The sequence below is a fragment of the Streptomyces sp. NPDC029292 genome (assembly GCF_055569295.1).
This window is the reverse complement of the sequence record NZ_JBVHXR010000016.1, coordinates 184723-209897: the sequence shown is the minus strand read 5'-3', so window position 1 is coordinate 209897 and position 25175 is coordinate 184723. Positions and strand designations below refer to the sequence as shown.

Here is a 25175-nt window from a genome sequence, read left to right as displayed (position 1 = left end):
CGCGGAGACCTCCGCGCCCGCCCCTCTCCCCCCCCTCCCCCCCCCCCCCTACCCCCCCCCCCCCCCCCCCCCCCCCCCCCCCCCCCCCCCCCCCCCCCCCCCCCCCCCCCCCCCCCCCCCCCCGCTGCCGTGTTTGCACCCCGAAAGGCGCGCCCCAAGGGACGTAGGGCTGTGACATCACGCGGCCCCGCCGCGTGGGCGCAGGTCGGCCCCAAGCAACCGGCGGTCGGTCACAACCAACCCGCGGTCGGCCCCAAGCAACCGGCGGTCGGTCACAACCAACCCGCCCCGCCGGCCACAACCAACCCGCGGCCGACGAACGACCCGCAGTATTCCGGCTCTTCCGGCGGGGGCGCTCCCGTATCTTGATCGCCATGCCGACCAGCCCTTCCGCCAGTCCGCTACCAGAGTCCCGTACCGAACCCGACGGTTCGGCCGTCATCCGGGTGCTCAGCTACAACATCCGCTCGATGCGTGACGACACCGACGCGCTCGCGCGGGTGATCAGGGCCTGCGAGCCCGACCTCGTCCTGGTCCAGGAGGCGCCGCGGTTCTTCCGCTGGCGCAAGAAACTGGCCCGGCTGGCGGCGGCCTCCGGGCAGGTGGTCCTGTCGGGAGGCGCGACGGCATCCGGGCCGGCGCTCCTGTGCTCCCTGCGGGCGACGGTCGAACGCACCGAGGACGTCCTGCTCCCGCTCACCCCCGGACTGCACCGGCGCGGCTTCGCCACCGCCGTCGTCCGCTTCGGCGGCGCCCGTCTCGGTGTCCTGAGCTGCCACCTCTCGCTCCAGAAGGACGAGCGGTACGAGCAGGGCGGCATGCTCCTCGAGCGCCTCGCCGAGCTCGGCACCCCGCACGCCGTCGCGGGCGGCGACCTCAACGAGCGCCCGAACGGCCGCACCTTCAAACGCCTCGCCACCGGCCTCCAGGACGGCTGGGCGACCCGCCCGTGGGGCGCAGAGCAGACCTCCACCCCCGCGGACCCCCACCAGCGCATCGACGCGATCTTCGCGACGGAGGGTGTGGAAGTCCTGGGGTGCGGGGTGCCGCTGGGCCTCCCCGGGGTGACGGAGACAGACCTGAGGGCGGCCACGGACCATCTTCCGGTCCTGGCCGCCCTCAAGGTGCCGTCTGCGTAGCGCGAGGCGTCAGACCACCGCTCCCCGCCCCGGATCGTCCCCGTCCTCGTCGTCGCTCTTCATGCGCGTCACCAGCGTGGCGAAGCCGCCGAGGAAGCCGCCGATGCCGACGGTGGCGAGCCACCAGGTCATGTCCCAGCCGAGGAGGACAGCCAGCAGGAGCAGGATCGGGCCGCCGATGACGGCGAGCCAGGCGAACTTGGCCGTGGTGTCGGCGGCGGGCAGCGGAGGCGGCTCGGGCGGTACGAAGTGGCCTTCGTCGTCCTCGTCGAAGTCGTCCTCGGCGGGCTCGGGCGCCTGGTAGTCGCGCGGGCCGCCGACACCGGGCGCGAAGGCGACGGAGCTGCCGAGGGACTTGGCCGCAGGGGGCTTGTCCCCACCCTTGGCGGCCTTGCCGTCCTTCTCCTCGTCCTCCTCGTCCGTGTCCCCGCTGTCCACGTCGCCGTTCGTCTCCGGGTCGAGGAGCGCGAGGTCCTCGATCGACTTGAACGGTTTCGCCCCGGGCGGGTCCGGCGGCTCCTCGCCGTACCCGGCGACGATCGCCTGCCACGCGGCGTCCTCGTCGAAGGGCACGCTCTGCTCGTCGCCGAGCGGCTCGCCGACGGGCTCACCAAGGGGTACGCCCTTCTCCTCGGAATCGCCGCGGTCCGCCTCGTGCTCAGCCACCGGTGGCCGTCCCTTCCTGCTGACCCACCTGATCCACCTGACCCGCGTCGGACTCCTTGCCGACGCCGGGCGCGAGCCGGGCGATGAACGCGTAGCTCTCCTCGAAGATCCGGTCCGCGTCGTGGTCCAACGTCGCGACGTGGTAGCTCTGTTCCAGCAGGATCTCCGTCACGTCCATGGACGACACCCGGCTGAGGACGCGCGCCGAGTCGGCGGGCGGCACGACATGGTCCTGCGGGCTGTGGAGGAGCAGCATCGGCTGCGTGACCTGCGGCAGCTCGCCGTCGACCAGCCGGTAGAAGTTCCGCATCGAGTGCGCCGCGTGGAGCGGCACGCGGTCGTATCCGATCTCTGTGGAGCCCTCCTTCGCTATGTCGCTCGCGATGCCGTTCACCGTGCGGACGAAGTGGCGGAGTACGGGAAGGGCGTGCGCGGACAGACCGTGCACCTTGTTCGCCGGGTTGACGACGACGATGCCGCGCACCTCGTCCCCGTGCTTCGCGGCGAGCCGAAGGGTCAGCGCGCCGCCCATGGAGAGGCCGAAGACGAAGACCTGTGCGCACCGCTCCTTCAGGGCGCGCAGCTCGCGGTCCACCTCCGCGTACCAGTCCTGCCAGCCGGTGAGCTGCATGTCCTCCCAGCGCGTGCCGTGCCCCGGCAGCAGCGGCAGTGCGACGGTCAGACCGCGCTCGGCGAGATACTCCGCCCAGGGGCGCAGCGACTGCGGGGAACCGGTGAAGCCGTGGCAGAGAAGGACGCCGACCTCTCCGCCCTCGTGGCGGAACGGCTCGGCTCCAGGGAGGACCGGCACCTTCGGTCTCCTGTTCATCAGGCGGGCGGACGGAACAAGAACGGCAACAAGAAGAGCAACGAGAACGGCAGCACAACACGACCCCGAGGCTTCGAGACGTACTTCACCGTACGCGACCGCACTGACACCGACCAGGGTCGTCGGCTCCTTTGACGGTGCTCCGGGTTAAGGTCTGATCGACGACACAGGAGGCACTCGGTTGATCTACGGCGCAATGAAGTTTTCCATCGGGGGGCCGCTGAAGCTCGCCTTCAGACCCTGGGTGGAAGGCCTCGAGAACATTCCCGCCGAGGGCGCCGCCATTCTGGCAAGCAATCATCTGTCGTTCTCGGACTCGTTCTTCCTGCCCGCGGTCCTCGACCGCAAGGTGACCTTCATCGCGAAGGCCGAGTACTTCACGACGCCCGGCATCAAGGGCCGGATGACCGCCGCCTTCTTCAAGGGCGTCGGCCAGCTCCCCGTGGACCGCTCCGGCGCGCGCGGCGCGGGCGAGGCGGCCATCAAGAGCGGCATCGGCGTCATCGAGCGCGGTGAGCTGTTCGGCATCTACCCGGAGGGCACCCGCTCGCCCGACGGCCGCCTCTATCGCGGCAAGCCCGGCGGCCTCGCACGCGTGGCGCTCGCCACCGGCGCTCCCGTCATCCCGGTCGCGATGATCGACACCGAGAAGATCCAGCCGCCGGGCAAGGTGATGCCCAAGCTGATGCGTCCGGGCATCCGCATCGGCAAGCCGCTGGACTTCAGCCGTTACAACGGCATGGAGCACGACCGTTTCGTGCTGCGCGCGGTGACCGACGAGGTCATGTACGAAATCATGAAGCTCTCCGGCCAGGAGTACGTCGACATGTACGCGACGGCCGCCAAGCGGCAGATCGCGGATGCGGCGAAGGCGGAGAAGGACGCCGAGAAGGCGGCCAAGGCCGCGCTGGCCCAGGCGGAGAAGGAACAGGCCGTGAAGGAACAGGCTGTGAAGGAACAGGCTGTGAAGGAACAGGCCGAGAAGGAACGGTCCGGCTCCTAGACGCGTCCGTCAGGGGTGGTGGGGTGGCGGTAGGGGGGACATGGCCAAGCGCGAGAGAGTCATGAGGATGTCGGTCGAGCAGCCGCTGTGGCGTGCGCTCACCGCGTACCGCGTCCTGACCATGCTGTACGCGATCGGGCTCTTCGCCACCGCATACCACAAGTTCCCCCGCCCCTGGGTGGCCATCGGGTACTACGTGCTGCTGTTCGTCTGGACCCTGGCGACTCTCCCCAGGGTTGCGGGCGCGGCCAGTTGCACCAAGCGGTTCCTCGCCGCCGACCTCACCATCGCGCTCGCCGGCATCCTGCTCACCCGGGTCGCCGACGCCTCGTACCGCATCGAGGCCGGCGGCCCGACCCTGCCGTCGATATGGACCGCGGGTGCCGTCCTGGCCTTCGCGATCAAGGGCGGCTGGCGCTGGGCGGCCTTCGCCTCCACGCTCGTCGCGGCCGCCAACATCGTCGAGCGCGGCGCCCCGACCCGCGACACCGTCCACAACGTGATCCTCGTCTGGGTCGCCTCCATCGCCATCGGATACGTCGTCGAGGTCGCCCGCGCCTCCGAGCGCACCCTCGCCCGCGCCCTGGAGATCGAGGCCGCCACCCGCGAACGGGAGCGCCTGGCCCGCGACATCCACGACGGCGTACTCCAGGTCCTCGCCATGGTGCAGCGGCGCGGTTCCTCCCTCGGCGGCGAGGCCGCGGAGCTGGGCCGGATGGCCGGCGAGCAGGAGGTGGCGCTGCGCACGCTGGTCTCGGGCGGCCTGGTGCCCGTCTCACGGGTGTCCGAGGACGCCGCGCTCGGTGCGGTCGTACGAGCCGTCGACGAGCCGGACGACGACGAGGGCCCCCTCGACCTGCGCGCGCTCCTCGCCCGGTACGCCACCGCGCGCGTGACCCTCTCCGAGCCGGGCGCGCCCGTGCCGCTCGCCCCGGCCGCCGCCAAGGAGCTGACCGCCGCCGTCGGTGCCGCCCTGGACAATGTCCGCGAGCACGCCGGTGAGAGCGCCCGGGCCTGGATCCTGGTCGAGGACGAGCCGGACGCGGTGATCGTGACCGTACGCGACGACGGCCCCGGCATCCCGGAGGGGCGGCTGGCCCAGGCCGAGGGCGAGGGGCGGCTCGGGGTGGCCCTGTCGATCCGCGGACGGCTGCGTGAGATCGGCGGCACGGCCGAGCTGATCTCGGTCCCCGGGCAGGGCACGGAAGTCGAGCTGAAGGTACCGAAGGTCTCACGGGGGAAGGCGGAACAGCGGTGACGAGGACGCGAGCAGCGGTGACGAAGACGGCAGGACAGCGATGACGGAAACCATGGACGCCACGGACGGGCAGACGGAGGACCCGATCAAGGTCATGGTGGTCGACGACCACCCCATGTGGCGCGATGCCGTGGCCCGCGACCTGGCTGAGTCCGGCTTCGACGTGGTCGCCACCGCGGGCGACGGCGAGCAGGCCGTGCGCCGCGCCCAGGCCGCCGCGCCCGACGTCCTCGTGCTCGACCTGAACCTGCCCGCCAAGCCCGGCGTCCAGGTCTGCAAGGAACTGGTCGGCGCCAACCCCGCCCTCCGCGTCCTGGTCCTGTCGGCCAGCGGCGAGCACGCCGACGTACTGGAGGCGGTGAAGTCCGGCGCCACCGGCTATCTCCTCAAGTCGGCCTCCACGGAGGAGCTGATCGACGCGGTGCGCCGTACGGCCGTCGGCGACCCGGTGTTCACGCCGGGCCTCGCGGGCCTGGTCCTCGGCGAGTACCGCAGGCTCGCCTCCGACCCCGGGCCCGCCACGGGCGGCGACGAGCCCAGGGCCCCGCAGCTCACCGACCGCGAGACCGAGGTGCTCCGCCTGGTCGCCAAGGGCCTGAGCTACAAGCAGATAGCCGAGCGTCTCGTCATCTCCCACCGCACGGTCCAGAACCACGTGCAGAACACCCTCGGCAAGCTCCAGCTCCACAACCGCGTCGAACTCGTCCGCTACGCCATAGAGCGCGGTCTGGACGACGCGTAAACCTCACGCAGCTCCACCCGCACCCCCTTCGAGTGAAGGCGAGTGATCAACACCCGCACAATTCACCGGAATTGACCTTCCGCACCATGCCGAAGTGACCTGGATCACTATTAGCGTGAGTCCCATCAGGCAACCGCGGCGAAGGGACTTTTCCATGCGGGTCGGAGTACTGACCGGAGGCGGCGACTGCCCCGGGCTCAACGCCGTCATCCGGGGCATCGTCCGCAAGGGCGTGCAGGAGTACGGCTACGACTTCGTAGGCTTCCGGGACGGCTGGCGCGGCCCCCTCGAGGGCGACACCGTCCGGCTCGACATCCCCGCCGTGCGCGGCATCCTGCCCCGCGGCGGCACGATCCTCGGCTCCTCGCGCACCAACCCCCTCAAGCAGGAGAACGGCATCCGCCGGATCAAGGAGAACCTCGCCAAACAGGAGGTCGAGGCGCTCATCGCGATCGGCGGCGAGGACACCCTGGGCGTCGCCGCGCGCCTCGCCGACGAGTTCGGCATCCACGTCATCGGCGTACCGAAGACGATCGACAACGACCTGTCCGCCACCGACTACACCTTCGGCTTCGACACCGCCGTCGGCATCGCCACCGAGGCGATCGACCGCCTCCACACCACCGCCGAGTCGCACATGCGCGTCCTCGTCGTCGAGGTGATGGGTCGTCACGCGGGCTGGATCGCCATCCACTCCGGACTGGCGGGCGGCGCGAACGTCATCCTCATCCCCGAGCAGCGCTTCGACGTCGAGCAGGTCTGCTCCTGGGTGACCTCCCGCTTCAAGGCGTCGTACGCCCCGATCGTGGTCGTCGCCGAGGGCGCCATGCCCAAGGACGGCGACGCGGTCCTCAAGGACGGCTCCCTCGACTCCTTCGGGCACGTCCGGCTCTCCGGCGTGGGTGAGTGGCTGGCCAAGGAGATCGAGCGGCGCACCGGCAAGGAGGCCCGGACCACGGTCCTCGGCCATGTCCAGCGCGGCGGCACCCCCAGCGCCTTCGACCGCTGGCTCGCCACCCGCTTCGGACTGCACGCCATCGAGGCCGTCCGCGACGGCGACTTCGGCAAGATGGTCGCCCTGCGCGGCACGGACATCGTCCGCGTCCCCATCGCGGAGGCCACGGCCAAGCTCAAGACAGTCGACCCCAAGCTGTACGAGGAGGTAGGCGTCTTCTTCGGCTGACGCCCCGAGCCCCCGCGCACCCGCAGCCACCGACGCACGGCCACCGACGCACGGAGGGGCCGCACGGAGGGGCCGCACCCAAGGGACCATGCCGGGGCTGACGCCCAAGCCCCCAATCCCCCACGCACCCGCACCCGCAGCCGCAGCCGCCGACGCACGGAAGGGGCCGTGCCGGTACATCAAATGCCCGCATCCGAACGGATCAAAAGAAGACAGCACCTCTCACCCCACAGCTGATCCGTTCGGATGCGGGCGGATGTACCGGCGCGGCCCCGACCCACCCCCGACGACAGGCGACCCACCCACCGGCGGACCGCTGCACCGCACGGCCCCCGCCCCGCCCGCCCCGAGCGCACCCCGCCGCCCCGCCGTATATTCACCGGTACCAGACAATTCCGGCACACCCCGGAGGGGCCCCGTGGAGATCCTGGCCTTCGGCGTCCAGTCCGACGAGAAGCCCCTGATCGAGAAGGCCTTCCAAGGACACCACGAGGCCCGCTGCCTCGACGTCTTCCTGACCGAGGACACCGCTCCCATCGCGGCGGGCCACGAGGCCATCTCCACCAGCGTCAACTGCGGACTGGGCCACCGCGTCCTGCAGACCCTGGCGGCCGGCGGCACGCAGATGATCGCCCAGCGCTCCACCGGCTTCAACAACATCGACCTCAAGGTCGCCGAACGCCTCGGTATGACGGTCGCCCGGGTCTCGTACTACTCGCCCTACTCCGTCGCCGAGTTCGCCTGGACCCTCGGCATGGCCGTCAACCGCCGCATCGTCCGCGCAGCCACCCGCACCCGCGACTTCGACTTCCGCCTCGACGGGCTGATGGGCCGCGACATGCACGGCCGCACCGCCGGCGTCCTCGGCACCGGCAAGATCGGCGAGGCGTTCACCCGGATCGCCCACGGCTTCGGTATGAACCTGCTCGGCTGGGACGTCGCCGAGAACCCGGCCTGCGTGGAACTCGGCATGAAGTACGTCCCCAAGGATCAACTCCTCGCCGAGTCCGACCTGATCACCCTGCACGTACCGCTGCTGCCGGAGACCGAGCGCCTCATCGACGCGGCCGCGCTGCACACGATGAAGGACGACGCGATCCTGGTGAACTCCAGCCGCGGCGGCCTCGTCGACACCCAGGCCCTCGTCGCCGAACTGCGCGAGGGCCGTTTCACGGGCGTCGGCCTCGACGTGTACGAGGCGGAAGCCGGGCTCTTCTTCCTCGACAAGTCCCTGGAGGCCATCGAGGACGACACCCTGGCCCGCCTCGTCACCTTCCCGAACGTCCTGGTCACGTCCCACCAGGCGTACTACACCGTGGACGCCGTAGGCCAGATCATCGACACCACGCTGCACAACGTCCTCGACTACAAGGCGGGCCGCCGCTCCGAGAACGTGCTGGTCCCGCGCAGCTGACCCACCAGCTCCCGTACGACCTCCGTACCGCGCAGCGACAGCACCGACTCCGGGTGGAACTGCACGCCCGCGAACCCGGGCCCGCGCAGCGCGTGCACCTCACCGGTGCCGCTGCGGCTGACTTCGACGCCGTGGGCCGCCAGTTCCGCCGCGGCCTCCGCATCGCAGCGCGCCACGAAGCTGTTGTAGAAGCCGACGGTCTCCGCCCGCCCGAAGAGGTCGATCTCGGTCTGCGCACCCTGGTACGGCACTTCCTTGCGGACGATCTCCAGGCCCAGCTCGGCCGCGATCAGCTCATGGCCGAGGCAGACGCCGAGGACACCGTGCCGGTGGCCCCGGATCACCTCGGCGGTGAGCGCGCGCAGGAAGCGCATCTTGGGGTCCTGGACATCGCCCGGATCGCCTGGACCGGGACCCAGGACCAGCGGGCCCTCGTGCGCGAGCACAGCCTCCCGCAGCCCCGGTTCGTCGTACCGGCGGACCGTCACCTCGAGCCCCGACGACCGCAGCAGGTGCGCGAGCATCGCGGTGAAGGTGTCCTCGGCGTCCACGACGAGCGCATGCCCGGTCAGCTCCGCCACACGCTCCTGCATCCGCAGCCAGAACGGCGCGAGCGAGGCCCGCCGCCCGTCGAGCGCCGTCTGCACCCGAGGGTCGTCGCCCAGCTTCGGCCGTACGCCCTCCTCGCGCGGCCGTCCGGGGCGCACCCCCAATGCCGCCAGCACCCCCGCCGCTTTCGCATGCGTCTCGGCGACCTCGCTCGCCGGATCCGACCCCCGTACGAGCGTGGCGCCCACCGGCACCCGCAGCCGCCCGTCCGCGTCGATGTCGGCGGTCCGGATGAGGATGGGGGAGTCGAGGGTCTGGGCCCCGCCCGCGTCCCGGCCGATGAGGGCCAGCGCCCCCGCGTAGTACCCGCGTCCGCCCACCTCGTGCCGCTCGATGACCCGGCATGCGTTCTGCACCGGCGACCCGGTGACGGTCGCCGCGAACATGGTCTCCTTCAGGACCTCGCGCACATCCAGCGAGGAGCGCCCCCGCAACTCGTACTCGGTGTGCGCGAGATGGGCCATCTCCTTCAGCCGCGGCCCGACGACGACCCCGCCCATGTCGCCGACGGTGCACATCATCTTGAGCTCCTCGTCGACGACCATCGAGAGCTCCTCGATCTCCTTGCCGTCGGCGAGGAACTCCAGCAGGTCCTCGGGCGTGGGACCGTCGGCCGGGTAGCGGTACGTCCCGCTGATCGGGTTCATCACCACGGTCCCGCCCGACATCCGGACATGCACCTCGGGGCTCGCCCCGACCAGCGTCCGCCCACCCGTCTCCCGCCCCTGCCCTTCCAAGGAAGGCCCTTCGGACCCCGTTTCGTTTCCGGTGTGCACGACATACGTCCAGTACGCGCCCCGCTCACCGACCAGGAGCCGACGGAACAGAGCGAGGGCATCGGCCTTCCCGAACCCCGGGATCTCCCCCTCGTACGTACGACGAATGACGAAGTTCGCGCCCTCGCCCCGCCCGATCTCCTCGCGCAGCACCCGCCCGACGATCCCGGCGTACGCCTCGTCGGCGACGTCGAAGCCGCCGCCCTCGACGCGCACGTCGTGCGAGGGCAGCTCCAGCAGGGCCTGCTCCAGCGGCAGTTCGTACCTCTCCTCGGCGGTCAGCACCGCGAGCGGTGTGCCGTCGTCGCGGACGTCGAAGCCGCGCTCGCGGATCTGGCGGTAGGGGATGAGCGCGAGGCCCTCGTCGGGGAGGTCGGCGAGGCGGTCGTACGTGCTGACCGGGCCGAGCAGCAGCTCCACCGTGTCGCCACCTTCGACGGAACTGCCGGGGGTGCGGCGGCGCAGCAGCGCGAACGGACGGGGATCGTCCAGCAGGTCGAGCAGGTTCATCGGTCCTGTTCCTTCTCACTAGGAGAGGAACGACCCCGGGAAACACCGAAGGCCGCCCCTCGGGCGGCCTTCGCGAAGTCTTGAGTACGCGCAGTCAGTGGGCCGCCGGATGAGCGGTCCACCACCAGTTCTGGATCGAATGCGCGAACATGCGCCGCACCTTACCCGACGCCGCGGGCCGGGCAACAGCGTGAACCATCGGCGTGGCGGTTTCGGACCGCTCGGTCACCGGCCATTCATGGCCAAAAAGCCCGACCGAGGAGTCAGCCATTCATACAGCCCGTTCACCCATGCCGCGCCGCGGCGGCGCCCGCGCGCTCACCGTGTTCGCCCTGGCCACGGCCCTGGCCACAGCCCTCGCCGCCGCCGCACCCGGCGCCGCGGGGTCGGCCCCGCGTTCCTCCGACGACACCACCCGGGTCACCTACCTCGGCCACGAGTTCACCGTGCCCGTCTCCTGGCAGGTCGTGGACCTGGAGAAGAACCCGGAGGCCTGTGTCCGGTTCGACCGGCATGCCGTGTACCTCGGCACGCCCGGCGACCGGCAGAACTGTCCGGCGCAGGCCAGAGGACGGACCGAAGCCCTCCTGGTGCAGCCCGCCGGCACCGTCGGGAGCGCCGTCACCGAGAACCGCACGGCCGGTACGTACCGGGCCACCGGGGAGCGCATCGCCGTGACCGCCACGTACGGGAACGACCGTGCGGAGATCCGGCGGATCCTCGCCGGCGCCGGTCTGCCCGTCGCCGCCGCGCAGGCCGAGTCGGCCACCGGGGCGCCCGCCACGCCGTCCGCCCTCGCGAAGGCGACATCCTCGCGGGGCGAGGGCTTCGACGCCTGCACCGCGCCGAGCAAGAAGGCGATGGACGCCTGGCGGGACGCGTCCGGCTACGGCGCCGTCGGCATCTACATCGGCGGGGTCAACCGTGCCTGCGCCCAGACCAACCTCACCGCCGAGTGGGTGCGGACGCAGTACGCCGCCGGCTGGCGGTTCATCCCGCTGTACGTCGGCCGGCAGCCCTCCTCGGACGGCGGCAGCTGCGGGGGCGGCTGCGCGGAGATCACCGACCCGGTGCCGCAGGGCACGGCGGCCGCCGACGACGCGGCCCGGCAGGCCGCGGCGCTGGGGCTCGGCAAGGGCAGCGTGATCTACAGCGACCTGGAGCACTACGACCCCGACCCGACCGTGACCCAGCAAGTGCTCGCCTACCTCGACGCCTACACCGAGCGCCTGCACAAGCTGGGCTACCGCTCCGGCGCGTACGGCGGCGTCTCGTCCCTGATCAGCGACCTGGTGGCCAACAGGACCTCCATCACGTCGCCCGACGTGATCCACTTCGCCAGCTGGAACGACCGGTCGACCACCACCGACCCGCTGATCCCCGCGAGCCTGTGGGCCAAGCACCAGCGCATCCACCAGTACGCGGGCGACACGACCGAGACCCACGGCAACGTGACGATCAACATCGACCGCAACCTGCTCGACGTGGACTAGCCGCCTGTCCGTACGACTGGGCCGTACGACAGGTCCGTACGACTGGGCCGTACGTACCTGTCGTACGGCCCAGTCGTACGGCCGTCCGGAGCGCCTCCGATCGAGCGCGCTCCGTCTCAATTGATGAGCAGGAGGATGGACGCCCGACACGACCCCGTAATGTTGTCAGCGTGACCGTGAACGCTAAGCCCAGCGCGAGCGCTGGCAACACCTGGCGAGACCTGCCCGCGGCGCAGCAGCCCGAGTACCCCGATGCCGAGGCTCTGCGCGATGTGATCGCGGACCTCGAGTCGTATCCGCCGCTCGTCTTCGCGGGCGAGTGCGACCAGCTGCGCGCCCGGATGGCGTCCGTCGCCAAGGGAGAGGCGTTCCTTCTCCAGGGCGGCGACTGTGCCGAGGCCTTCGACGCCGTGTCGGCCGACCACATCCGCAACAAGCTGAAGACGCTGCTCCAGATGGGCGCCGTCCTGACGTACGCCGCCTCGGTGCCGGTCGTGAAGGTCGGCCGCATCGCGGGCCAGTACTCCAAGCCGCGCTCCAAGGGCACCGAGACCCGCGACGGCGTGACCCTGCCGACGTACCGCGGTGACTCGGTCAACGGCTTCGACTTCAACGAGAAGGCCCGCGTCCCGGACCCCGAGCGCCTGAAGCGGATGTACAACGCGTCCGCCTCCACGCTCAACCTGGTGCGCGCCTTCGCCACCGGCGGCTACGCCGACCTGCGCCAGGTGCACGCCTGGAACCAGGACTTCGTGAAGTCGTCCCCGTCCGGCCAGCGCTACGAGCAGCTGGCGCGCGAGATCGACAACGCGCTGAACTTCATGCGGGCCTGCGGGACCGACCCGGAGGAGTTCAAGACCGTCGAGTTCTACGCCTCCCACGAGGCGCTGCTCCTCGACTACGAGTCGGCGCTTACCAGGGTCGACTCGCGTACGGGCCACCTGTACGACGTCTCGGGCCACATGGTGTGGATCGGTGAGCGCACCCGTCAGCTGGACGGCGCGCACATCGAGTTCGCGTCCAAGATCCGCAACCCGATCGGCATCAAGCTGGGCCCGACGACGACGGCCGAGGACGCGCTGCAGTACATCGAGCGCCTCGACCCGGACCGCGAGCCGGGCCGCCTCACCTTCATCGTGCGGATGGGCGCGGACAAGGTCCGCGACAAGCTGCCCGAGCTGGTCGAGAAGGTCACCGCCTCCGGCGCGACCGTGGCCTGGGTGACCGACCCGATGCACGGCAACACCTTCGAGGCGGCCTCGGGCCACAAGACCCGCCGCTTCGACGACGTGCTGGACGAGGTCAAGGGCTTCTTCGAGGTCCACAAGGGCCTGGGCACGCACCCGGGCGGTATCCACGTCGAGCTCACCGGTGACGACGTCACCGAGTGCGTGGGCGGCGGCGACGAGATCTTCGTCGACGACCTGCACCAGCGCTACGAGACGGCCTGCGACCCGCGCCTGAACCGCAGCCAGTCCCTTGACCTGGCCTTCCTGGTCGCCGAGATGTACCGGGACCAGTAGCAGATCAGCAGCCGTTTCGGTTGTTACAGCAGAGTGAGGTGGGGCGCGGATCACATACGATCCGCGCCCCATGGCACTTTTGCGGTCCCTGAGGGACGGGTAAGGTTAGGTTAGCCTCACCGATTGATCGGGATGGCGCGACCTAGGAATCCCGTCGGGAGGTGAACCGCGTGTACGTCTGCAACTGCTTCGGTGTCACCGAGGCGCAGGTGAAGAAGCACGCGGAGGGCGGCGCCTGCACCCCCCGCCAGATAGCGTCGGCGTGCAAGGCGGGCACGGACTGTGGTTCGTGTGTCCGCCGGATTCAGGCCCTGCTGGGCCGGGGCGCGTGCCCGCGCCGTGAGCTCGTGGACGAGGGCAAGCCGGTCCTCTCGGAGATCGCGGACGTCCCGGTGCCCGTGTCGATGGACGAGGCCGCCTAGCTCTCCGGCTGCTCGATCAGCTGCGCGATGTAGAGCGCTTCGCCGAGTTTCTCCACCAGCTCCAGCTGGGTGTCCAGATAGTCGATGTGGTGCTCTTCGTCCTCGAGGATCGACTCGAAGATGTTCGCGGACGTGATGTCGCCCTTCGTCCGCATCACCTCGATCCCGCGCTTGAGGCGGTCGATCGCCTCGACCTCCACCTCCCGGTCGGCCTGGAACATCTCGGTGAGGGTCTGCCCCACCCGGACGTGGAACAGCCGCTGGTAGTTCGGCAGGCCCTCCAGGAAGAGGATTCGGTCGGTGAGCACCTCGGCGTGCTTCATCTCGTCGAACGACTCGTGCCGCGTGTACTTCGCGAGCTTCGTCCAGCCGAAGTTCTCCTGCATCTTCGCGTGCAGGAAGTACTGGTTGATCGCGGTGAGCTCGCCGGTCAGCTGCTCGTTGAGAAATTCGATGACCTCGGGATCGCCCTGCATCGCAGAGGCTCCTTCCAAGCGGGGGACTGGGCAGGTTGCGCCGCATCCTTGCACCGGCACCCAAGGCAGTCCAGTAAGTGCACGCTTAGTAGGAGTTGCCCGAATCCGACCTGGGCTGGTCATGTGCACTGTCCCGGGTCTGTCAGGATGGAGTCATGGGTCAGCCGGTGGAGCGTGAATCTGGAGAAGCGGCGCAGTCGGAGCTTCCTCCAGGGCAGCGACTGCAGCGCGGCTGGCCGGTCACGCACTACGGGCCCGTACCCAAGTTCCGCCCCGAACGCTGGGAGTTCAGGGTCTTCGGCGCCACCGCCGACGGAGAGAAGCACTGCTGGACCCACGAGGAGTTCACGGCCCTGCCGTACGCCTCGGTCGTGGCCGATCTGCACTGCGTCACCAAGTTCAGCATGCTCGGGGCCGAATGGGGCGGCATTCCGGCCCGTACGATCCTGGAGATCGCTCCGCCCGCGCCCACCGTCACTCACGTGATGGTCTGGGCCGAGTACGGATTCAGTTCGAACCTCCGCCTGTCGGACTTCGCCTCCGACCGCGCGATCTTCGCCACCCACAAGGACGGCGAGCTGCTGACGGCGGAGCACGGCTTCCCGCTCCGCCTCGTCGTGCCGCATCTGTACGCCTGGAAGGGCCCCAAGTGGGTCCGCGGCGTCGAGTACATGACGGCCGACCGCCGCGGCTTCTGGGAGGAGCGCGGCTATCACAACATCGGCGACCCGTGGCGCGAGCAGCGCTACTCGTACCAGGAGGAGCCCGGGGACGGCCCCGAGCTCTGATCCCCGGCGCACCCTCCGGGTGCGTCAGCGGTGGTACTGGTGCACCACCGCGTGCCCCTTGCCGCGGCCGATCATCCACTTGTTGATCGGGGTGGTGACCACGAAGGCGACGGTCAGTGAGATGGCCAGGGCGCCCCAGAACAGCAGGTCGTCGAGGTAGGCGTCCATCGCGTTCGGCCACAGGGCGATCACGCTGTTGTCGATCAGCTCCATCACGGCGATGGACAGCGTGTCCGCGGCCAGCGCCACCCGGAAGGCCGTCCTGAAGCCGACGCCTGCCTTGAGGACGCCGCGCAGCGTGAGCCCGTAGCCGAAGAAGAAGGCGAGGGCGATCGCCAGGACCGTCGTCGGTACGTTGCCCCAGCCGAACGCGGTGCCGATCACCATGCCGAGCACCTCGCCGATGGCGCAGCCGGTGAGGCAGTGCAGGGTCGCTTGCGCTGCCATGGACCAGGTGACCTTGCCGATGCCGTGGCCTTCGTGGTGCGTGTGTCCCTCGTGGTGTGTGTGTCCCTCGTGGTGCTGCGCTGCGTGCGTGTCGTGCTGCATGAGAAGCCCCCAACGCCGAGTAACGGTTCCTGTGTCAAGCAGGAACCGTATACCCCCTGGGGGTATTCCTCAATGGGCTCGGAAGGGGCTCAGCCGTCGCGCAGTTTCTTCAGCCGATCCACGTCCGCCGCATGCCCTTCCTTGCCGCCGGGAGTCTCGATGATCAGGGGTACGCCCTCGGTGGCGGGGTGGGTCATCAGGGCCCGGAACGGGTCCTCGCCGATATGGCCGGAGCCGATGTTCTCGTGGCGGTCCTTGTGGGCGCCGACCACATCCTTGGAGTCGTTGGCGTGGATCAGCTTCAGCCGGCCCTCGCCGACGGTGTCCACCAGCAGGTCGAGGGTCTGGTGCATCCCGCTCGGCCCGGTCAGGTCGTGGCCGGCCGCGAAGATGTGGCAGGTGTCGAGGCAGACGCCCAGCTTCGGGTGGGCGTCCAGTGCCTCGAAGTACGGCCCGAAGTCCCAGGTGCGGGAGCAGAGGGAGGCGCCCTGGCCCGCCGTCGACTCCAGCAGGAGGAACGGGTCGTCGTCGTGGGTCAGCTCGTCCAGCAGCGGCAACAGGTACTCACGAACCTGCTTGAGGGCGACGCCCCGCTCCCGGCCGCCGGTGGCGCTCCCGGTGTGCACGACCACGCCCAGGGCGCCGATCTCCCGCCCGCGCCGCAGCGAGTGCCGCAGGGACTCCACCGACTTCTCGACCGTCGCCTCGGTGTGCGAGCCGAAGTTGATCAGATACGGGGCATGGACGTACGCGGGGATCGACTCGGCGGCGCAGGCCGCGCGGAACTCCTCGTCCTGCTTCGGGTTGCCGACGGGCGTCGCCCAGCCGCGCGGGTTGGCGACGAAGACCTGCACGGTCTCGGCCGCGAGGTCGCGGGCGTAGGTCAGACCGACGGAATTGAGGCCGCCGGCCACGGGGACATGGCCGCCGACGGGGTTGCGGAGCTGCTTGCTGGTCACGCCCTTCAGGGTGTCACGTGCTCCCGGCGGCCCGGTCGGCGGACCTGGAAGCGGCCGCCTCGGCGGATGTCGAAGCTGCCGCCCTAGCAAATATCTAAGCTGTCGCCCTAGCGGATATCGATGGTGATCGTCGACCCCTTGGGCGCCGTCTTGCCGCCGTCCACCGACTGGCTCTTGACCGTGTCCCCGAAGAGCCCGAGCAGTCCGCGGTCCTCGTTGACCTTGAACCCGGCGTCCTCCAGCGCCTTCTTCGCGTCGTCCACGCTGTCGCCCACGACGTCCGGGACCTCGACCATCTCGGGGCCCTTGGAGATCGTCAGCGTCACGGTGTCGCCCGCGGCGACCTCGCCGCCGGCGTCCGGCGACTGCTGGGCCACCTGCCCCTTGTCGAACTCCGAATTGACCTGCTTGGAGGCGATCTTGACCTTCAGGCCCGAGTCCTTGAGCTCCGCCGTGGCGTCCTCCACGGACGCGCCCGTGACCTCGGGCACCTCGACCGGGCTGCCCTTGCTGACGACCAGCGCAACGGCCGAACCCGCGTGGCGCTTGGTGCCCCCGTCCGGGTCCGTGCTGATCACGAAGCCCGTGGGGACGTCCTCGCTGAACTCCCGGGTGACCATGCCCGCGGCGAGCCCGTACTCCTTCAGCACTTCCTTCGCCTTGAACAGGGCGAAGCCCGTCAGATCAGGCACCTTCACCGTCTCCGGGCCGTCGGAGATGGTCAGCGTCACCGAGTCGTTGTCGCGGATCCGGGCGCCGATCTCCGGGTCGGTGCTGATGACGGCGCCACGCTTCACGGTGTCGCTGTACGCGTGCTTGATCTGACCGACGTCGAGCCCGGCCTCCGCCAGCCGGACCTTGGCCTGGGCCTGGGTCTTCGAGAGGATCGGCGGGACCTTGGTGAACTGGCCGGAGTTGATGTACCAGACACCGGCACCGAGGCCCAGCACCAGCACGACGGCGGCGATGATCGCGAGCATCCCGCGCCGGGGCCCCGCGGCGCGCCGCGAGTGCGGGGGCGGCGGGGTCTCGAAGAGGCTGGTCCGCTCGAACCGGCTGGTCCGGTCGAGTACGGCGTTGTCGTCGTCCTCGTTCACCGGCAGTGGCCGCGGCACGGACAGCGAGCGCGGGATCACGCTCGTACGGTCCTCGGCGCGGTCGTGACCCGTGGCGATGGCCCCCGGCGGTATGGCGTCGAGCTGCTCGGCGGTGAGCCCGGCCCGCGCCTGGAGCACCTGGCCGAGCAGCGTCACCGCGTCGTGCGGGCGCACCTCGGGATTGCGGGCGGTCGCCGTGCCCACCAGCTCGTCGAGCGCGTACGGCAGCCCCGGCACGGCGGCCGACGGCGGCGGTACGTCCGCGTGGAGGTGCTGGTAGAGCACCTGCGCGGGGGAGTCCCCGGAGTGCGGCTTGCTGCCGGTGAGCATCTCGTAGAGGACGACACCGCACGCGTAGACGTCGACGCGGGTGTCGGCGGTGCCGTGCTCGATCTGCTCGGGAGCGAGGTACGACACGGTGCCGAGGACGGCCCCCGTCGTGTTCGTGACCGTGTCCACGGCCCGTACGAGACCGAAGTCCGCCACCTTGACCCGGCCGTCGTCCCCTATCAGGACGTTCTCCGGCTTCATGTCGCGGTGCACGAACCCGGCACGGTGCGCGGCGCCGAGCGCGGCGAGCACCGGCTCCAGGATGTCGAGGGCGGCCCGCGGCTGCAGGGCGCCGCGGTCGCGCAGTACGTCGCGCAGGGTGCACCCGGCGACGTACTCCATGGCCAGATAGACGTACGACCCGTCCGTCCCCTGGTCGAAGACCTGCACCACATTGGGGTGGGCGAGCCGTGCCACCGACTTGGCCTCGCGGATGAACCGCTCGACGAACGAGCCGTCGACGGCCAGCGTCGGGTGCATCACCTTGAGCGCGAGCACGCGGTCGAGGCGGGTGTCCAGGGCCCTGTAGACCGTGGCCATCCCGCCGACCGCGATCCGTGCCTCCACGCGATAGCGGCCGTCGAGCACCTGCCCGACAAGCGGGTCCTGAAGGGTCGTATCCACGCAGGTGAGTGTACGAGCCGCCACTGTCACGACAGCCCGTTCAGCCGATACCGCAGCGGGACTGCAGCCGACCTGTGACGCACACCGCACCCGCCGCCGACGAGGAGCAAGCCGCCGACGGCGAGGCCGATGCACGGGAGACCCGCACTTGTCAGCCGACCGGAAACGGGCGCTGCGCGGGTGGGAGATCTCACAGCGCCGGGTGCCTAGAAGGCGGGCCGCTCCGGATCCAGCCGCGCCATGCCCTCCGCAGGAGACGACGCCTCGGCGAAGTGCCGCCGAGGGATACGCCCCGCACGCCGGGCAAGCCGCCCCGCCTCCACCGCGTGCCGCATCCCCTCGGCCATGAGCACCGGCTCCTGGGCGCGGGTCACGGCCGAGGCGAGCATCACACCCGCACACCCCAGCTCCATGGCGAGCGCCGCGTCGGATGCCGTGCCGGCACCGGCGTCCAGAATCACCGGCACGCGCGCGTGCTCCACGATCAGCTGGAAGTTGTGCGGGTTCCGGATCCCCAGCCCGGACCCGATCGGCGACCCGAGCGGCATGATCGCGGCGCAGCCCACGTCCTCCAGCTTCCGCGCGAGCACGGGGTCGTCGTTCGTGTACGGCAGGACGGTGAACCCGTCGTCGACCAGCACCTCCGCGGCGTCGAGCAGCTCGATCGGATCGGGCAGCAGCGTGCGCTCGTCGGCGATGACCTCCAGCTTGATGAGGTCGGTACCGAGGGCCTCGCGCGCGAGGCGGGCGGTCAGCACGGCCTCACCCGCGGTGAAACACCCCGCCGTGTTCGGCAGCACGCGGATACCCAGCCGGTCGAGCACGGACAGAACCGAGCCGTGCGCATCAGGACTGACCCGCCGCATCGCGACCGTCGTCAGCTCCGTGCCGGACGCCACGAGCGAGCGCTCCAGCACGTCGAGGCTGGGCGCGCCGCCCGTCCCCATGATCAGACGGGACGAGAAGGACGTACCACCGAGGACAAAGGGATCGTCGGCCACGGGTCAGCCTCCTTGGACGGCGGTGAGGACTTCGACGCGGTCTCCCTCGGAGAGGGACGTGGACGACCACTGCGCGCGCGGGACGACGGTTTCGTTGAGCGCGGCGGCCACACCGGACGGGGCCGGGGTGAGGGTCGCGACGAGCGTGTCGAGAGCGGTCCCCGCGACGATCCGCTGCCGCTCCCCGTTGACGAAGATGTTCATGCGGGCTGCTCCGTGAGGGCCGGGCTGAAGCGCTTGGGGGTGAAGGGGCGTGCCTCGTCCGGGAGTTCACCGGTGGTGAGGACGTGCGCCATCGCGTCACCGGTGATCGGTGTGAGCAGGACGCCGTTGCGGTAGTGCCCGGTGGCCAGCAGGAGGCCGTCGAGCGCGGTCGGGCCGAGCAGCGGGGCGTTGTCGGGCGAGCCGGGGCGCAGTCCGGCGCGCGTCTCGGTGAGCGGCAGCTCGGTGATCCCGGGGACCAGCTCATGGGCGTCGCGCAGCAGCTCGTACACGCCGCCCGCGGTCACCGTCGTGTCCCAGCCCAGCTCCTCGCTGGTCGCGCCGACGACCAGCTCGCCGCTCTCGCGCGGCACCAGGTAGACGTGGCTGCCGCGTACGACGGCACGCACGGTGCGGCTCAGGAAGGGCGCGTACCGCTTCGGCACGGTCAGCCGCAGCACCTGCCCCTTCACGGGACGCACGGGCGGCAGGACGTGGTCGGGGACGCCCGACAGGCGCCCGCTGAGGCTGCCTCCGGCGAGGACCACCTGGCCCGCCGCCAGCTCGGTGCCGTCCGTGGTGACGACGCCGGCGGCCCGGTCCCGCACGACGGTCAGCCGCTGCGCCCACGTCCGGTGGAACACCACTCCGGCCCGCTCGCACGCCGTGACCAGGGCCCCCGCGAGGCGGCGCGGATCGACCTGGTGGTCGCCGTCGACCCGCAGACCGCCGCGTACGCCGGGCGCGAGCATCGGCTCCAGACGGCGGCACTCGCGCCCGCTCAGCCACTCCGAGTCGAGCCCCGACTGGCGTTGCAGGGTGTGCAGTTCACGCAGATGGGCGCGGTCGTCGGCGTCCAGCGCGACGGCCAGGGTGCCGCACTGGCGGTAGCCGAGGTCCTGACCGGTCGCCTCGGTGAGTTCGGCCGCGAACTCCGGATAGCGGCGCGCGGAGGCCAGGTTGAGGCCCAGCAGGGTCTGCTCGCCGTAGTGCAGTTCGGTGACGGCGGCGAGCATTCCGGCCGCGACCTGGGCGGCACCGCCGCCGGGTTCGGGGTCCACGAGTGCCGTGCTGAACCCGCGTTGCGCGGCCCGCCAGGCGGTGACCAGGCCGATGATTCCGCCCCCGATGACAAGGACGTCTGATGTACGCGACATGGGCGTCCAGCCCCTCCCTTCGCCGGCATGACCCGGATCAGGTTCGTACGGTCGGAGGCCGTCCCAGCCTCCCTCTCAGCCCGGTGCGTCCGGGCTCCCGCGAGTGCTTTACGTTGGCCACCCTAGCCCGCAGCCGCATGTCTCAGTAAGGGAGCCTCCGTCCATGGCCCGTTCGCTCGACGGTCTCGTTCTCGCCCCCGTCGCCGACCAGGCGCCTGGTCAGGTGGGCACCCGCACCCGGTTCACGTACCACGAGAAGGACGGCGAGATCTGGGCCGAGTACGCGGGCGGCGACGTCGTACGCGGTCACCTCGTGGGTACCCGGCAGGGTGACCGTCTCGACTTCCGGTACGTCCAGCTGAAGCGCGACGGCGGCACCTCTTCGGGGCACTGCGGGTCGCTCGTGGTGGAGCTGCCGGACGGGCGCGTGCGTCTGGAGGAGACCTGGGAATGGGAGTCGCGGGCGGGCAGTGGGACGAGCGTGGTGGAACAGGTCGACGAGGATTGTGGAACAGGTCACTGAGCACGCCCGCTGACTGACGATTTGTCAGGTGTCTATGGTGATCAGGTGAGCGAGCAGACGCAGACGCAGGCACAGGGGCGCGCGGCACGGCGGGTCGTCGTGGTGGGCGCGGGCATGGCCGGTGTGCAGACGGCGGTCGCCCTGCGCGAACAGGGCTTCACCGGCAGCGTGACGCTGATCGGCGCGGAGCCGCACCAGCCGTACGACCGGCCGCCGCTGTCCAAGGCGGTGCTGCTCGGCAAGGCCGAGGGCTCCGCCTTCGACGTCGACTTCGAGGCACTGGGCATCGAACTGCAGCTCGGGCGCGAGGCGCTCGGCGTACGCCCCCTCGAGCACGAGCTGGACACGGAGACCGGGCCCGTGCCGTACGACGTCCTGGTCATCGCGACGGGCGCGGAACCGATCCAGCTGCCGGGCGCGGAGGGCGTGCCCGGGGTCCATCTGCTGCGCACCCTGGACGACGCCGAGCGGCTGCGCCCCGTGCTCGCCCAGCAGCACGACATCGTGGTCGTCGGGGCGGGCTGGATCGGCGCCGAGTTCGCCACGGCGGCGCGCGAGGCCGGGTGCGCGGTGACGGTCGTCGAGGCCGCCGACCGGCCGCTGGCCGGGGCGCTGCCCGCCGAGGTGGCCGCTCCGATGGCCGCCTGGTACGCGGACAGCGGGGCCTCCTTGCGCACCCACGCGCGCGTGGAGCACGTCGAGCCCGGCACGGTGGTGCTGGACGACGGCTCCCGGGTGCCCGCGGACGCCGTGGTCGTCGGCATCGGCGCGCGTCCCGCCACCACCTGGCTCAGCGGCTCCGGCATCGAACTCGGCGCCCACCGCGAGATCGTGGCCGACGACCACCTGCGCACCTCCGTGCCGGACGTCTACGCGGTCGGCGACTGCGCCTCCTTCCCTTCGGGACGGTACGAGGACCGCCTCCTGGTCCACCACTGGGACAACGCCCTCCAGGGCCCGCGCACGGTCGCGGCGAACATCATCGGCGAGTCCCCCGCGGCGTACGACCCGGTCCCGTACTTCTGGTCCGAGCAGTTCGGCCGCTTCGTCCAGTACGTCGGCCACCACGCGCCCGCCGACACGACCATCTGGCGCGGCGACCCGTCCGGAGCCGCCTGGACCGTCTGCTGGCTCCGCCAGGACCGCCTCGTCGCCCTGTTGGCGGTGGGCCGCCCGAGGGACCTGGCCCAGGGCCGCAAGCTCATCGAGGCGGGCACGCCGATGAATCCGGAACTGCTGCCGGACCCGTCGAGACCGCTGAAGTCCGCGACGGCGTAACCAAGACCTTCTACCGCCGCAGGCGGAGCCGGGGATCTCTTCCGGCCGCGACGGCGGGTCGCACGCTGGTGGTTTTCGGCGGTGCCGAGCGACCGCGCGCCTGCGGTTCGCCGCAGGCGGAACCGTGTCCGGCGGGACCGGGGATCCTTTTCCGCCGCGACGGCGGGTCGCACGCTGGTGGTTTTCGGCGGTGCCGAGCGGCGGCAGCGAGCCCCGGTTCGCCGAAGGCGGAACCGCTCCCGGCGGAGTTGGGGATGCTCTCCCGCCGGGCCGGCGAGCCGCGCCGCGGTGGGTTTCGGCGGTGCCGGGCGACCCAAACCCACCCGATCGCCGAAGCGTGGGAACTCGGCCGGGACGGCACTCGGGTACCGAGTGTCAGTCCGGGATGGCAGGCTTGTCCCGTGACCGAGATTGACGCAAAGATCGATGCTCTCGTCCCCGCCTGGCTCACCCTCCCCGACATCGCCGAACAGCTCGGCGTCGAGGTGACCCGCGTCCGGCAGCTGGTCAAGGAAGGCCAGCTGATCGCCGTACGCCGTGGTGAGAACCGCGCGCTGCACGTCCCCGCCGCCTTCATCGACGGGAACGAGCAGAAGGTCGTCAAGGGCCTGTCCGGCACCCTGACGCTCCTGCGGGACGACGGCTTCTCCGACGAAGAGATGCTTGAGTGGCTCTTCACCCCCGACCCGACCCTGCCCGGCACCCCCGCGCAGGCTCTGAGCGAGAATCGCGGCACGGAGGTGAAGCGCCGCGCCCAGGCGCTCGCCGTCTGACCTGAACAGAAGACCGTCCGGCGTACGGACCACGGCGGTCGGGCCCACCCCGGCCGCCGCGGTCCGTACGCACCGACAACGGGGGACACACGCATGCCCGAGACCGCCGCCGCCACCGCGCGCGCCCAGCTCGCCGACGCCCGCGTCTACCTCTGCACGGACGCCCGCAAGCGCCAGGGCGACCTCGCAGACTTCCTGGACGCGGTCCTGGCGGGCGGCGTCGACATCGTGCAGCTGCGCGACAAGGGCATGGAGGCGGCCGAGGAGCTGGCGCACCTCCAGGTCTTCGCGGACGCCTGCGCACGCCACGGCAAGCTCCTCGCGGTCAACGACCGGGCGGACGTCGCCCACGCCATCCGCGCCGACGTACTCCACCTGGGCCAGGGCGACCTCCCGGTCCCCGCGGCCCGCGCCATCCTCGGCGAGGACGTCCTCATGGGCCGCTCCACGCACGCCGAGTCCGAGGCCGCGGCCGCCGCCGTCCAAGAGGGCGTGGACTACTTCTGCACCGGCCCCTGCTGGCCGACCCCCACCAAGCCGGGCCGCCACGCACCCGGCCTGGACCTGGTCCGTCACACGGCCTCGCTGGGCACCGACCGTCCCTGGTTCGCCATCGGCGGCATCGACCTCGGCAACCTCGACGAGGTGCTGGAGGCGGGCGCCCGCCGCGTCGTCGTCGTACGGGCGATCACCGAGGCGGACGACCCGGGAGCGGCGGCGGGAGAGTTCGCGAAGCGGCTGCGCGGCGCATAGCAGCGGCTGCGCGTCGCATAGATGTGCGGCAGCTGTCCGAGGGGTGGACAAGAAGTCGGCAAATCGGACAATTCCCATCGGTTCGGTTGGGGGACCGGCGCCCCCTGGCTAACCTGCGGGTATGGCCCTCGGATCTGCTTCCACCAGGACTGATCGCGCACGCACCGTGCGCGACATGCTCGCGACCGGCAAAACGACGTACTCGTTCGAGTTCTCCGCGCCGAAGACCCCCAAGGGCGAGCGGAACCTGTGGAACGCGCTGCGCAGGGTCGAGGCCGTCGCCCCCGACTTCGTCTCCGTGACCTACGGAGCCGGCGGCTCCACGCGTGCGGGCACGGTCAAGGAGACCGAGCAGATCGTCGTCGACACGACGCTCACCCCGGTCGCCCACCTGACCGCGGTCAACCACTCCATCGCGGAACTGCGCAACATCATCGGCCAGTACGCGGACGCCGGGATCCGCAACATGCTCGCGGTCCGCGGCGACCCGCCCGGCGACCCGATGGGCGACTGGATCCCGCACCCGCGGGGCCTGACCTACGCGGCCGAACTCGTCCGGCTCATCAAGGAGTCCGGCGACTTCTGTGTCGGTGTCGCGGCCTTCCCGGAGATGCACCCGCGCTCCGCGGACTGGGACCGGGACGTCGCGCACTTCGTCGACAAGTGCCGCGCCGGCGCCGACTACGCGATCACGCAGATGTTCTTCCAGCCGGAGTCCTACCTGCGCCTGCGCGACCGGGTCGAGGCCGCCGGCTGTGAGACTCCGGTGATTCCGGAGGTCATGCCGGTGACGAGCGTGAAGATGCTGGAGCGGCTCCCGAAGCTCAGCAACGCCTCGTTCCCGGAGGCCCTGAAAGAGCGGATCCTCACAGCCAAAGACGATCCGGCCGCTGTACGCTCCATTGGAATTGAGTTCGCGACGGAGTTCTGCGCGAGGCTGCTGGCCGAGGGAGTCCCCGGACTGCACTTCATTACGCTCAACAACTCCACGGCGACGCTGGAAATCTACGAGAATCTGGGCCTGCACCACCCACAGCAGGCCTAGACCGGTCGCACCCGCGTACGACACACTGCGTAGCGGCCACCTGGGAGAGGGGCG

Annotated in this window: 26 protein-coding genes and 1 riboswitch; of the genes, 15 read left to right on the top strand and 11 right to left on the bottom strand. The window is 70.7% G+C overall.

Annotated elements, in window-relative coordinates:
• The first annotated feature begins 374 nt into the window (after window positions 1-374).
• On the top strand, window positions 375-1139 hold the full coding sequence (locus ACZ4WS_RS31350; RefSeq protein ID WP_467985795.1) for an endonuclease/exonuclease/phosphatase family protein: 765 nt from the start codon (window positions 375-377) through the stop codon (window positions 1137-1139).
• Between the two features lie 9 nt (window positions 1140-1148).
• Here ACZ4WS_RS31350 and ACZ4WS_RS31345 read toward each other — a convergent pair whose 3' ends face one another.
• Together ACZ4WS_RS31345 and ACZ4WS_RS31340 are read right to left on the bottom strand one after the other, a co-directional pair.
• A complete protein-coding gene (locus ACZ4WS_RS31345; protein ID WP_467985793.1) occupies window positions 1149-1805 on the bottom strand; it encodes a hypothetical protein in 657 nt (218 codons plus the stop codon).
• A complete protein-coding gene (locus tag ACZ4WS_RS31340) occupies window positions 1798-2616 on the bottom strand; it encodes an alpha/beta hydrolase (RefSeq protein WP_467985791.1) in 819 nt (272 codons plus the stop codon). The genes ACZ4WS_RS31345 and ACZ4WS_RS31340 overlap by 8 nt, the downstream gene beginning before the upstream one ends.
• Before the next feature lie 214 nt (window positions 2617-2830).
• Here ACZ4WS_RS31340 and ACZ4WS_RS31335 point away from each other — a divergent pair, with 214 nt between their 5' ends.
• The 5 genes from ACZ4WS_RS31335 to ACZ4WS_RS31315 all read left to right on the top strand — a co-directional run bounded on the left by ACZ4WS_RS31335 (window position 2831) and on the right by ACZ4WS_RS31315 (window position 8234).
• Window positions 2831-3637, top strand: coding sequence for a lysophospholipid acyltransferase family protein (locus ACZ4WS_RS31335; RefSeq protein WP_467985789.1), 807 nt, complete (start codon window positions 2831-2833; stop codon window positions 3635-3637).
• 40 nt (window positions 3638-3677) lie between these two features.
• Window positions 3678-4895 (top strand): MacS family sensor histidine kinase, encoded by a 1218-nt coding sequence (gene macS, locus ACZ4WS_RS31330; RefSeq protein WP_467985787.1) that lies wholly within the window; start codon window positions 3678-3680, stop codon window positions 4893-4895.
• 40 nt (window positions 4896-4935) lie between these two features.
• Window positions 4936-5637 carry a response regulator gene (locus tag ACZ4WS_RS31325; protein ID WP_467985786.1) on the top strand — a complete coding sequence of 234 codons (702 nt, stop codon included), beginning with the start codon at window positions 4936-4938 and terminating at the stop codon, window positions 5635-5637.
• 154 nt (window positions 5638-5791) lie between these two features.
• Window positions 5792-6820: a 6-phosphofructokinase gene (locus ACZ4WS_RS31320; protein ID WP_467985784.1), complete on the top strand. Its 1029-nt coding sequence runs from the start codon at window positions 5792-5794 to the stop codon at window positions 6818-6820.
• Between the two features lie 418 nt (window positions 6821-7238).
• On the top strand, window positions 7239-8234 hold the full coding sequence (locus ACZ4WS_RS31315; protein WP_467985783.1) for a 2-hydroxyacid dehydrogenase: 996 nt from the start codon (window positions 7239-7241) through the stop codon (window positions 8232-8234).
• Here ACZ4WS_RS31315 and ACZ4WS_RS31310 read toward each other — a convergent pair.
• Window positions 8186-10129 carry an anthranilate synthase family protein gene (locus ACZ4WS_RS31310; RefSeq protein WP_467985781.1) on the bottom strand — a complete coding sequence of 648 codons (1944 nt, stop codon included), beginning with the start codon at window positions 10127-10129 and terminating at the stop codon, window positions 8186-8188. The two genes, ACZ4WS_RS31315 and ACZ4WS_RS31310, sit on opposite strands and share 49 nt — an antisense overlap.
• 94 nt (window positions 10130-10223) lie before the next feature.
• Entirely contained in the window at window positions 10224-10280 is a 57-nt protein-coding gene (locus ACZ4WS_RS31305; protein WP_076973970.1) for a trp operon leader peptide, read from the bottom strand.
• A 139-nt stretch (window positions 10281-10419) separates the two neighbouring features.
• Here ACZ4WS_RS31305 and ACZ4WS_RS31300 point away from each other — a divergent pair, with 139 nt between their 5' ends.
• The 3 genes from ACZ4WS_RS31300 (at window position 10420) to ACZ4WS_RS31290 (ending at window position 13567) form a co-directional block, all read left to right on the top strand.
• Window positions 10420-11622 carry a glycoside hydrolase domain-containing protein gene (locus tag ACZ4WS_RS31300; protein ID WP_467985779.1) on the top strand — a complete coding sequence of 401 codons (1203 nt, stop codon included), beginning with the start codon at window positions 10420-10422 and terminating at the stop codon, window positions 11620-11622.
• Between the two features lie 170 nt (window positions 11623-11792).
• Window positions 11793-13145 carry a class II 3-deoxy-7-phosphoheptulonate synthase gene (locus tag ACZ4WS_RS31295; RefSeq protein ID WP_467985777.1) on the top strand — a complete coding sequence of 451 codons (1353 nt, stop codon included), beginning with the start codon at window positions 11793-11795 and terminating at the stop codon, window positions 13143-13145.
• Between the two features lie 161 nt (window positions 13146-13306).
• On the top strand, window positions 13307-13567 hold the full coding sequence (locus ACZ4WS_RS31290; protein ID WP_467985775.1) for a (2Fe-2S)-binding protein: 261 nt from the start codon (window positions 13307-13309) through the stop codon (window positions 13565-13567).
• On the opposite strand, the gene bfr is transcribed toward ACZ4WS_RS31290, so the two are convergent.
• Window positions 13564-14043 carry a bacterioferritin gene (gene bfr / locus ACZ4WS_RS31285; protein ID WP_467985774.1) on the bottom strand — a complete coding sequence of 160 codons (480 nt, stop codon included), beginning with the start codon at window positions 14041-14043 and terminating at the stop codon, window positions 13564-13566. The genes ACZ4WS_RS31290 and bfr overlap by 4 nt on opposite strands.
• Before the next feature lie 155 nt (window positions 14044-14198).
• On the opposite strand from bfr, the gene ACZ4WS_RS31280 reads away from it, so the two are divergent.
• Entirely contained in the window at window positions 14199-14831 is a 633-nt protein-coding gene (locus ACZ4WS_RS31280; RefSeq protein WP_467985772.1) for a sulfite oxidase-like oxidoreductase, read from the top strand.
• A gap of 24 nt (window positions 14832-14855) precedes the next feature.
• Here ACZ4WS_RS31280 and ACZ4WS_RS31275 read toward each other — a convergent pair whose 3' ends face one another.
• The 6 genes from ACZ4WS_RS31275 to thiO all read right to left on the bottom strand — a co-directional run bounded on the left by ACZ4WS_RS31275 (window position 14856) and on the right by thiO (window position 20749).
• Window positions 14856-15380 (bottom strand): DUF4396 domain-containing protein, encoded by a 525-nt coding sequence (locus ACZ4WS_RS31275; RefSeq protein WP_467985770.1) that lies wholly within the window; start codon window positions 15378-15380, stop codon window positions 14856-14858.
• Window positions 15381-15469: 89 nt separating this feature from the next.
• Complete coding sequence (locus tag ACZ4WS_RS31270; protein WP_467985768.1) at window positions 15470-16339, bottom strand: deoxyribonuclease IV; 870 nt, start codon at window positions 16337-16339, stop codon at window positions 15470-15472.
• A 107-nt stretch (window positions 16340-16446) separates the two neighbouring features.
• Entirely contained in the window at window positions 16447-18390 is a 1944-nt protein-coding gene (pknB, locus tag ACZ4WS_RS31265) for a Stk1 family PASTA domain-containing Ser/Thr kinase (RefSeq protein ID WP_467985767.1), read from the bottom strand.
• Window positions 18391-18596: 206 nt separating this feature from the next.
• Window positions 18597-19391, bottom strand: a complete 795-nt coding sequence (locus ACZ4WS_RS31260; protein ID WP_467985765.1) for a thiazole synthase — start codon at window positions 19389-19391, stop codon at window positions 18597-18599.
• Window positions 19392-19394: 3 nt separating this feature from the next.
• Entirely contained in the window at window positions 19395-19595 is a 201-nt protein-coding gene (thiS, locus tag ACZ4WS_RS31255) for a sulfur carrier protein ThiS (RefSeq protein WP_467985764.1), read from the bottom strand.
• Window positions 19592-20749, bottom strand: a complete 1158-nt coding sequence (thiO, locus tag ACZ4WS_RS31250; protein ID WP_467985762.1) for a glycine oxidase ThiO — start codon at window positions 20747-20749, stop codon at window positions 19592-19594. Before thiO ends, thiS begins: the two co-directional genes overlap by 4 nt.
• A riboswitch (TPP riboswitch) is annotated at window positions 20747-20860 on the bottom strand. Its footprint overlaps the gene before it by 3 nt.
• A 52-nt stretch (window positions 20861-20912) precedes the next feature.
• Between thiO and ACZ4WS_RS31245 the strand changes: the two genes are divergently transcribed.
• The 5 genes from ACZ4WS_RS31245 (at window position 20913) to metF (ending at window position 25121) form a co-directional block, all read left to right on the top strand.
• Complete coding sequence (locus ACZ4WS_RS31245; protein ID WP_467985760.1) at window positions 20913-21272, top strand: avidin-fold protein; 360 nt, start codon at window positions 20913-20915, stop codon at window positions 21270-21272.
• A 45-nt stretch (window positions 21273-21317) separates the two neighbouring features.
• A complete protein-coding gene (locus tag ACZ4WS_RS31240) occupies window positions 21318-22550 on the top strand; it encodes an NAD(P)/FAD-dependent oxidoreductase (RefSeq protein WP_467985758.1) in 1233 nt (410 codons plus the stop codon).
• Window positions 22551-22951: 401 nt separating this feature from the next.
• Window positions 22952-23323, top strand: coding sequence for an Rv2175c family DNA-binding protein (locus ACZ4WS_RS31235; RefSeq protein WP_467985756.1), 372 nt, complete (start codon window positions 22952-22954; stop codon window positions 23321-23323).
• A gap of 93 nt (window positions 23324-23416) precedes the next feature.
• The gene (gene thiE / locus ACZ4WS_RS31230; RefSeq protein ID WP_467985755.1) at window positions 23417-24076 is read left to right on the top strand and encodes a thiamine phosphate synthase; all 660 of its coding nucleotides are present in this window, start codon (window positions 23417-23419) and stop codon (window positions 24074-24076) included.
• A 121-nt stretch (window positions 24077-24197) separates the two neighbouring features.
• Complete coding sequence (gene metF / locus ACZ4WS_RS31225; RefSeq protein WP_467985753.1) at window positions 24198-25121, top strand: methylenetetrahydrofolate reductase [NAD(P)H]; 924 nt, start codon at window positions 24198-24200, stop codon at window positions 25119-25121.
• Window positions 25122-25175: the final 54 nt, after the last annotated feature.